This window comes from Sphingomonas sp. Ag1, from assembly GCF_000980895.1.
Lineage (GTDB): Bacteria > Pseudomonadota > Alphaproteobacteria > Sphingomonadales > Sphingomonadaceae > Sphingomonas > Sphingomonas panaciterrae.
This window is the reverse complement of sequence record NZ_LAZX01000072.1, coordinates 24125-31611: the sequence shown is the minus strand read 5'-3', so window position 1 is coordinate 31611 and position 7487 is coordinate 24125. Positions and strand designations below refer to the sequence as shown.

Annotated in this window: 8 protein-coding genes and 1 pseudogene; 1 reads left to right on the top strand and 8 read right to left on the bottom strand. The window is 61.0% G+C overall.

Annotated features, from left to right (window positions below; all coding sequences use genetic code 11):
- Positions 1 to 180: hypothetical protein (locus XM50_RS20680; protein WP_231621828.1), on the top strand; the 180-nt coding region annotated here is incomplete at its 5' end.
- A 401-nt stretch (positions 181 to 581) separates the two neighbouring features.
- Here the strand turns inward: XM50_RS20680 and XM50_RS02445 are convergent.
- From XM50_RS02445 to XM50_RS02410, 8 genes and pseudogenes are all read right to left on the bottom strand, one after another.
- Positions 582 to 1079, bottom strand: a complete 498-nt coding sequence (locus tag XM50_RS02445) for a MucR family transcriptional regulator (protein WP_046407105.1) — start codon at positions 1077 to 1079, stop codon at positions 582 to 584.
- Between the two features lie 780 nt (positions 1080 to 1859).
- A pseudogene (locus tag XM50_RS02440) lies at positions 1860 to 2230 on the bottom strand (transposase); the annotation flags it as partial.
- Positions 2231 to 2439: 209 nt separating this feature from the next.
- Positions 2440 to 2610 (bottom strand): hypothetical protein, encoded by a 171-nt coding sequence (locus XM50_RS20360; RefSeq protein WP_197075308.1) that lies wholly within the window; start codon positions 2608 to 2610, stop codon positions 2440 to 2442.
- A gap of 76 nt (positions 2611 to 2686) precedes the next feature.
- Complete coding sequence (locus XM50_RS02430; RefSeq protein ID WP_046407085.1) at positions 2687 to 3070, bottom strand: response regulator; 384 nt, start codon at positions 3068 to 3070, stop codon at positions 2687 to 2689.
- 5 nt (positions 3071 to 3075) lie between these two features.
- Positions 3076 to 4668, bottom strand: coding sequence for a sensor histidine kinase (locus XM50_RS19070; RefSeq protein WP_331386553.1), 1593 nt, complete (start codon positions 4666 to 4668; stop codon positions 3076 to 3078).
- Between the two features lie 533 nt (positions 4669 to 5201).
- On the bottom strand, positions 5202 to 6113 hold the full coding sequence (locus XM50_RS02420) for an Abi family protein (RefSeq protein ID WP_046407084.1): 912 nt from the start codon (positions 6111 to 6113) through the stop codon (positions 5202 to 5204).
- Positions 6114 to 6282: 169 nt separating this feature from the next.
- Positions 6283 to 6783 carry a hypothetical protein gene (locus XM50_RS02415; protein WP_046407082.1) on the bottom strand — a complete coding sequence of 167 codons (501 nt, stop codon included), beginning with the start codon at positions 6781 to 6783 and terminating at the stop codon, positions 6283 to 6285.
- A 43-nt stretch (positions 6784 to 6826) separates the two neighbouring features.
- Positions 6827 to 7390, bottom strand: coding sequence for a recombinase family protein (locus tag XM50_RS02410; protein WP_046407080.1), 564 nt, complete (start codon positions 7388 to 7390; stop codon positions 6827 to 6829).
- Positions 7391 to 7487: the final 97 nt, after the last annotated feature.

Here is a 7487-nt window from a genome sequence, read left to right as displayed (position 1 = left end):
CAGGGGCCGTCCAACCCATCAGGTCAATTCGGCCCGAATATGAGTAGTGGGCCGACGCTCGGCTCACGATCGAAGGCGCTGCAGCTCAGCCCTGATCTGCTCGGCGGACACCTGGTGGCCGTCAGCACTGCTGAAAGCTCGATCGAGGTAATGTCCAGCAAGGGTGTAATGCGCACGTAGTGCAGCAGGGTCTTGTGCTGCTCGCGCCATTTTCAACTCAGCTTCAGCGCGGGAGCGAAAATAGTCTGTGTCGGCTACGGACATGGCAACCTCCTGATACTCTCATACCATCTAAAGCCGAGTCGCGCCCAAGGTAAAATCAAGGAATTCGTCGCGGCTAGCGTCTTAGCGATGGTGGATGTGCCCATTTTTATGCGGCTCCTAGGCACGATCAGCATGTAATAAGCTTCCTGCCAGCTCCTCCTGGAGTTCGGCACAGGCTGAACACGCATAAGTGACGTCCGCTTCGGCATCAGGCCGGCTGGCTAGGTTAACGGAGGTTCCCTCCGTAGCCTCGCGGCTCCCCCTCGACGACTTCCCGTGTAAAGACCCGGCTGAGGAGAAATCCGAGCGAAACGAACTCAACTGACGCTTGCGGATTTGTCTCTGGAGTTGGCCACGTTGGCACCGGTTTTTCGAGTCATGCCTGTCTTGCCGCCCAAACCTATCTTCTTTGCCATGGTCCGGCGCGCTTCCGAGTAGGTCGTCGCCACCATCGGGTAATCTGCTTTCAATCCGTAACGCTCTCGGTACTCGGATGGGGTTAGGCCGTGGATCGCAAGATGGCGTCGGAGCGTTCTATAGGGCTTGCCGTTGATCAATGAAATAATGTGATCCTTAGACGCAAGAGACTTGCGAACCGACACAGCGGGAACATGTTCAAGCGCTGTTTTTGCTGGCTCTTGGTGCGCCCTGGTGTCCAAAAGCTTCTCAACCGCGCTGTGCATTTCCCGCAAAAAATCCAATACCTGCGTCTCCGAGGCTCGCGTATTTTGGTTGGAAAGCCACGCGGTTGTAAGCTGCACCGCTAGGTCAAGGGTGTCGATTGTCAAATCAGGTTCGGGATTCTCGGACATCATCAACATACTTTCTTGGTAAAGTAGCCTCGCTGCCAGCAAAGCTTGGAATGTTCAAGTTCGCTTGATGGTTAACATATCATAGGGCGGAAGTACCATCCTGCAAGAAGATCCTGAACCAAGACTATTTCAACTCACGCCTTTATAGAAAAGGGCGCCAGTTATTCAGGGTGGGTACAAACACTTTGTCTGGCTGCGAAGCGCAACGCGAACGGTACGCCCCTTTACGACATGCCCTTTCGGCAGTTCGCGACAGAGAATGATAGGCGGAGCCGCTACTATCGCATGAGCGATTTCAACATTTCACTTCTCGGATGAGATTTTTTTGCGCCTTGTGAGCGGGACTGGCATGCCGGGTTCTGCACACGATCCGGAAGATTTCGCGCACAAGCCAGCCATCGCTGCTTGTGGCAGAACGACCAAGCTATCTCAGCGCGCGTCAGAACAGCTTGGGGCTACCTGCCTCACGATCCTGCCTGATTGTTGAAGCTCGGCTGACGGGTCGCCGATCGACGAACTGATTTAGCCGGGTGACTCCTGGGCCTTTCGGGCCGCGCTGGCAGCACTACATTAGAATGATGTTCGCGTCCTTTTTTGAGAGTGCAGCTGCGTTCCTGATCGGAGGTGCGCTCGGTTTTACTTTTGCTACTACGCTAGCTGTAGTGACCAGGCGATGGATCAAGCACCCTTGGTGAGAGGAAGAGCCCCTTCCACTCCAAGGTGGCCGCGGCGAAGCCTCCCCACCCCCTGCGGCCATGCTTTTGCAAGGATGAAGCGGGGCTTGCGCACCGACGTCCTATCCGCGCCAAAGATGGTACATGCCCGACGCTCGCTGATGCCGAACAGCTGCCGAGCATGCCCAACAGCCTTCCGCTGAGCGGCGGGCCTCACCAGTTTTTTGCCGCGACTTCCTTCAGAACCGCATTGTCGAGCATGGCGTCGGCCAGCAGCCGTTTAAGCCGGCCGTTCTCCTCCTCCAGCACCTTCAGCTTGCGCGCCTGCGACACGTCCATGCCGCCGTACTTGGCCTTCCATGCGTACAGAGTGGCGCTGCTGATCCCGTGTTTGCGGCACACGTCGGCGGTCTTCATCCCGTCCTCCTGTTCGCGCAGCACCGCGATGATCTGCTCCTCGCTGAACCCGGTCTTCTTCACGTCCGTCTCCTCACGAAGGCGGACTCTAGCTCAAACTGGCGGAGTTTCAGGGCGCGCTGAACGGCTTTCCCACGAAAACTGCATTTGGCGGGAGGTCTTCGGGACCGGGCTTAGCCGTACCGGAGGCAACGAGTATTTTAATGTCAGGCCAGCGTTCCGCGGCTTCTCTGGCTAGGTCGAAACCGTCTCGTCCGCCCGGCATCTGCACGTCAGTGAAGAGCAGGGTTATGTCGCCGGCGTGCTGTTCCAGTACGCTCATCGACATTCTCTGCTTCGAGAGGACGAAAGCCAGCATCTGAAAGGATGTCGCAGGCATCCATGCGGATGATCCCGTCGTCATCGACGATGAGCGCGAAAGGAGCATCGAAATCATCAGCCATCCGGGAGTAATGACCAGAGGCAGGCTTTGTTCATCACCCCGCCCACGCGACCAGGCGCACGCAATGAGGGCGGTGATTACGGAGTAACAGGACTTTGTTCGATCTGACGCATCACACGATGAAGATCGAACGGCTTTGGCAAGAACGTCGCCCGCTGGGGCAATGCCTCTTGCGGCACCGGGGCCTGACCGGACACGATGAATAATAGCGTCGGCGGGAAGCGTTCGCGCACGTAGTGGGCGAGCTTCAGCCCATCCATGCGACCGCTGACGGTCGCGTCGATCAGTACCACCCGTATGTCGGTGCGCTGGTCGAGAACCTCCATTGCCTGATCCGCATCCTCCGCCTCGAACACGCGCCAATCGCGCTCCTCGAAAAAAGCGGTCATGTCGAACCGCACCAGCGCTTCGCCTTCAACGATCAGAATGGTGTTGCTGCCGATCGGCTTGCTCTGTCCCACGCCGTCTACTCGTTCACTGTTGCGGCATCTCCAAGCCGCGCTTCCAATTCAAACACCAAACCCTCCGGCCGGTAGTCGGTTGCGGCTTTGCCGCGGAAATAGGAGCGCAGCGACCGCTCGATCAGGGTCGAGCCGAAGCCCTTGCGCGTCGGGGGCGAAACCGGCGGTCCGCCTTGTTCGCGCCAGGCTATCGACAGGATCGCGTCATTGCCTTCCCCCGTGACACTCCATTCGAGCACTACCGTCCCGGCACCGTTCGCTAATGCCCCGTACTTGGCGGCGTTGGTGGCAAGCTCATGCAGCGCCAGCGCAAAGGCGACCGTCACCTCAGGCTTCAGAGTAACAGCGGGGCCGTCGAGCAGAATGCGCTCGCCGATACTGCCATGTGGCGCCAACGCGCGCGTCGCTACCTCATGCAGATCGGCCGAACGCCATGAGCTGCCCGTCAGCACGTCGGTTGCTGCTCCAAGCGCCTCCAGGCGCGCACCGAGATTGTGGCTGGCCGTTTTGGTGTCAGGCGCGGTGCGCAGCGTCTGCGAGGCAACCGACTGGACGACCGCCAGCACGTTCTTGAGGCGGTGCGCCAGCTCGCCGTTCATCAGCCGCATGCCGTCTTCAGCGCGCCGGCGCTCGCGGAAATCGCGGGTGACGGTGCCGTAGCCGATCAGCGCGCCACTGGCGTCGGTGATCGGGAAGACGGAGTAGAGGACAGGGATTAATTCGCCGGTACGAAAGTGCCGGAAGTCCAGCTCGCCCGCCCAATGCCCATCGCGCTCCACCGCGGGCAGAACCTCGCGCGCGACCGTCTCGACCTGCTCGGGCGGGAAGAAGTCAGTGATCGTCAGACGGGTGATGGCGGCATCTTCCAGGCCGACAAGCCGCTTGGCGGCATCGTTCATATAGAACACGCTGCCGTCCGTTCGTGCCATCCCGACGAAATCGGCGCTGTTCTCCGCCAGCCGGACGAAACGCTCGCGCTCCTCCTCGCTGGCGCGCAGCTCGGTAATATCGCGCGAGACAGACAGGATGCGGTCGGGGTGCCCCTCCGGACCCGCGATCGGACTGACCGCGACGTGCCACCATTTGGGCGTGCCCTGATAAGTGTCGGCCTTGCCGATAAAGCTGTGTGCCTCACCTCTACCAGCCGCCTCGACCGCCGCCTTTGCTTCCGCGTTGCCGGCATCCTGCCAGAAGTCAGGCCACGGACAGCCGGCTACGTCGTTGAAGTCGCTGATCTCCATGACGCGCTGGCCGCCCTCGCTCATGAAGGTCAGCTTGCCGTCGAGATCGAGCACCTTGATGCAGTCGGTCGAGCTGCCAAGCACGCCGGACAGGAACGCCTCGCGCTGCGCTGTGACAACCAACGCCTTCTCCCGTTCGTCACGTAGCCTATCGGCATCGAGAAGCGCCGTGCGCAGCGCCTCCACCAGCAGGACCAGCCCAAGCGTGCTCAGCAGAAAAATAACGGAAGCGCCCCAATGGACGGGCGTAAGCAGCAGCGGCAGATCAGGCCGCGCGACCACCAGTCCCGCGCCGATCGCGGACAGGATGGTGGCCAGGACACCGGGACCGCGACCGAGGAACAGCGCGAGCAGCACGACTATCGGTGTGTAGAGGAACCAGGGTGCGGACGATCCGAAGAGGACGACCTGTACGATTGCGACCATTGCGATGACCACAACCGTGAGCCCGTAGCGCAGAGGCTTTGGACGAGGACGTGCGACGGTCAGGTCGCGCAGTCGGTTGAGCAAGGCGGTCGAGATGGACATGGTTCCCCGGCGTGGGGGAGCGCCCCTGCGATCCCGAATATAATGCAGATCGAAAAGAGCGAAAAGCGGCACGCATTGATAAGGGCCGGTGTCACAACCGTCCGGTTTCGACCGGGCTACGCGACCTCGCATTTTCGCGTATTTGGCAGTGTCAAAACCGTATGTCGTAATATGGACGTGCGACGGACTGAGGTAAAAAGGTCTACCTTTCTGCCTGTCGCCCTCGTGGGAACAACGTCGTCACGTTTGCAATGCCGTCCCGACGAGCTAGGGTCACCGACCATGATTGCTGATGAGCAGTTGGCGCCGGAGCATGCTGCGTCACAGCCGGAGGGTTTGGGCGCTAGGGGCCGAGGAAAGCTTCAAAGCCACAGGGGCCTAGCTGCCCAGTTCTGAGGGAAACCCATTGCGGCTAGATCGCCGGTCGGATGCTGAGCGAGCAACGTCACCAGCTCATCCCGCCAGGCTGATGTCGGAGCGACCTGTCTCAGCAGGTAAACGATGAGGACCAGGGCGTTATAGAGCTGGGCTGGAGCACGGGCTGCGGGCGGCTCAAGTGTGCTGACGAGGGCGGCCGGTTTGAAGGGCACCCGCATGCGCAGCAAAAAGCCGCGGTTCCAAAGCCGGGCATGATGCGCGCAGCTGTTTCGGATCGTGGAGAGATGCTTCAGGAGCGGCACGAGCACCGCTTCAGGGAGCCCGAGGGGTTTGGCTATGGCGTTACGCAACCCCCGATCGTCGAGCAGCGCATACCATCGAGAGAGCTGCCCGAACGACATCATCTCCGCCACCATCCACACCGGCGGCATTGCCGGAGTGCTGTAGGTCCGACGATAATGATCGATGTACGTCTCGGGCGAGCTCGCCACGTCGTTGGTTAGGCGGGTCAGGTTGTCGTGGTACTTACCCGGATGATAGTAGAGCGCTGCATCCAGGTAGCCGTGGGGTCCAAACCGCTGCGCCAGCTCGTACGCCCAGCTACCCCGTACAGCGACTTCGATCCGTTCGATTGCATCGAGCACTAGCAGCCGAAGGCGGCGGTCAAAATCGTACAGGGCGGTGACGGTATCGAAGCTGGTGCCCGGCAAGAAACGGGCGCCAGAAGTGCCCTTAGGATATTCGAAGGGCAGCCAGTAGGCGCTCAGGCGGTAGTAGCTGACATGGCGTAACCAGTGCTCGGCCCGCACCACGTCGGGGATTGCCATGCCTTCGGCCTGGAGGTGTTGGAGCTGCTGCGCGATCGTCGTCGCGGGTTTTGTGAAGGGGCGTGGCACCCATCCCGCTTAGCAGGGCAAAAAAAGACCCGCCAAGTGTGCATACCCTTGCGGGCAGAGGCCTGGCGGGTTCGATTAACCCCGAGATATGAGCGAAAACCCAACAAAGCAATAACGACTAGCCCGTTTTTGGGGCGGCCCCTTGCAGCAGCTACGATCTGGCCGTTCTTCACCGAATCCAAGCATGAATCGATGAGCTACCATCGAGCATGCTGAGCGGGGTGGGCGTGATCCAGTCGGCGCCCAACACGGGATAAGGTCCGTAGAACAAGTCGCCAAGAGCGCGTCGATAGTGCGCATTCATCCAGCGCCGGCGCCGATGCTCCGGGCCATCGTGGATCATGTGACACCGCTGGCACAGTGCCGCCAGCTGGTGGAGCGTGCTGTCGCTAGGGTCGTGGTTAAGGTGCGCACAGGCCAGCACCACCGGCGTCCACGCACCGTGCACCAGGATGTCCTCTGTCGGCCGTCGCACGCGTCGACCTTGGCCATCGCGCCAGCAATGCCGCTTCCGGTCCCACCATCGTCCATCCCGCATATGGAATACTTTTTGCCCATGGGGGCGCCCGCAATGCTCGCAGCATCCCCCTGCCCGCACGAAGCGCACATGATGCGAGAGCTGGGGCCAGTCGATCGGATACAGGAACACATGTTCGGGACGGATCGGCATCAGGCCTCCCCCTCCGGCGCGTCGGGCTGCGGGGTGGTCAGCATCACGGGGTCAATGCTGCGGCGGTCAGCGCCCGGTAGAGCGTGGCATGGTGACACTTGAGGAGCTTGGCCGCTTCCCGCACCGACGTGCCCTCGCTCACCAACCATTCGCCAAGGGCAATCTGATCGGGGGTGAGCTTGGGCGGGCGGCCGAACCGGACCCCCCTCGCCTTCGCCGCGACCCGCCCGCTGCTGGTGCGCTGGTGGATCAGCTCGCGCTCGAACTCGGCGATGCCGGCGAACACGGTCAGCACCATGCGACCCGCAGGCGAGGTCGTATCCGCCCAAGGCTCGGCCAGCGAGCGCAGGCCGGCGCCGACCTCCTTCAGCTTCTCGGCAATGTCGAGCAGGTCGCGAGTGGAGCGTGCCAGCCGGTCGAGCCGCGTCACCACCACCGTGTCATCGTCGCGCAGCTGCTCGATCATTTTGGCCAACTCGGGCCGGTCACGCTTCGCGCCCGACACCTTTTCCTCGAACGTCCGCTTGCACCCCGCCTCCTTTAACGCGGCGCGTTGCAACCGGAGATCTTGGTCATCAGTGGACACACGGGCGTAGCCGATCAGCATGTCGCAAAACTGTATCAGAAAACAAATATTATGCTATCGACTTTTGCGACGCCAGCGTACGAGAGAATACGAGCGTTGAGGGCGCTGTCGCGAAACT

What these genes read in the sequence shown, in the direction of transcription:
- XM50_RS02445 (WP_046407105.1), bottom strand. Translation starts at nt 1,079, where the DNA reads ATGATGTCCGAGAATCCCGAACCTGATTTGACAATCGACACCCTTGAC.
- XM50_RS20360 (WP_197075308.1), bottom strand. Translation starts at nt 2,610, where the DNA reads ATGGCTGATGATTTCGATGCTCCTTTCGCGCTCATCGTCGATGACGAC.
- XM50_RS02415 (WP_046407082.1), bottom strand. Translation starts at nt 6,783, where the DNA reads ATGCCGATCCGTCCCGAACATGTGTTCCTGTATCCGATCGACTGGCCC.
- XM50_RS02410 (WP_046407080.1), bottom strand. Translation starts at nt 7,390, where the DNA reads ATGCTGATCGGCTACGCCCGTGTGTCCACTGATGACCAAGATCTCCGG.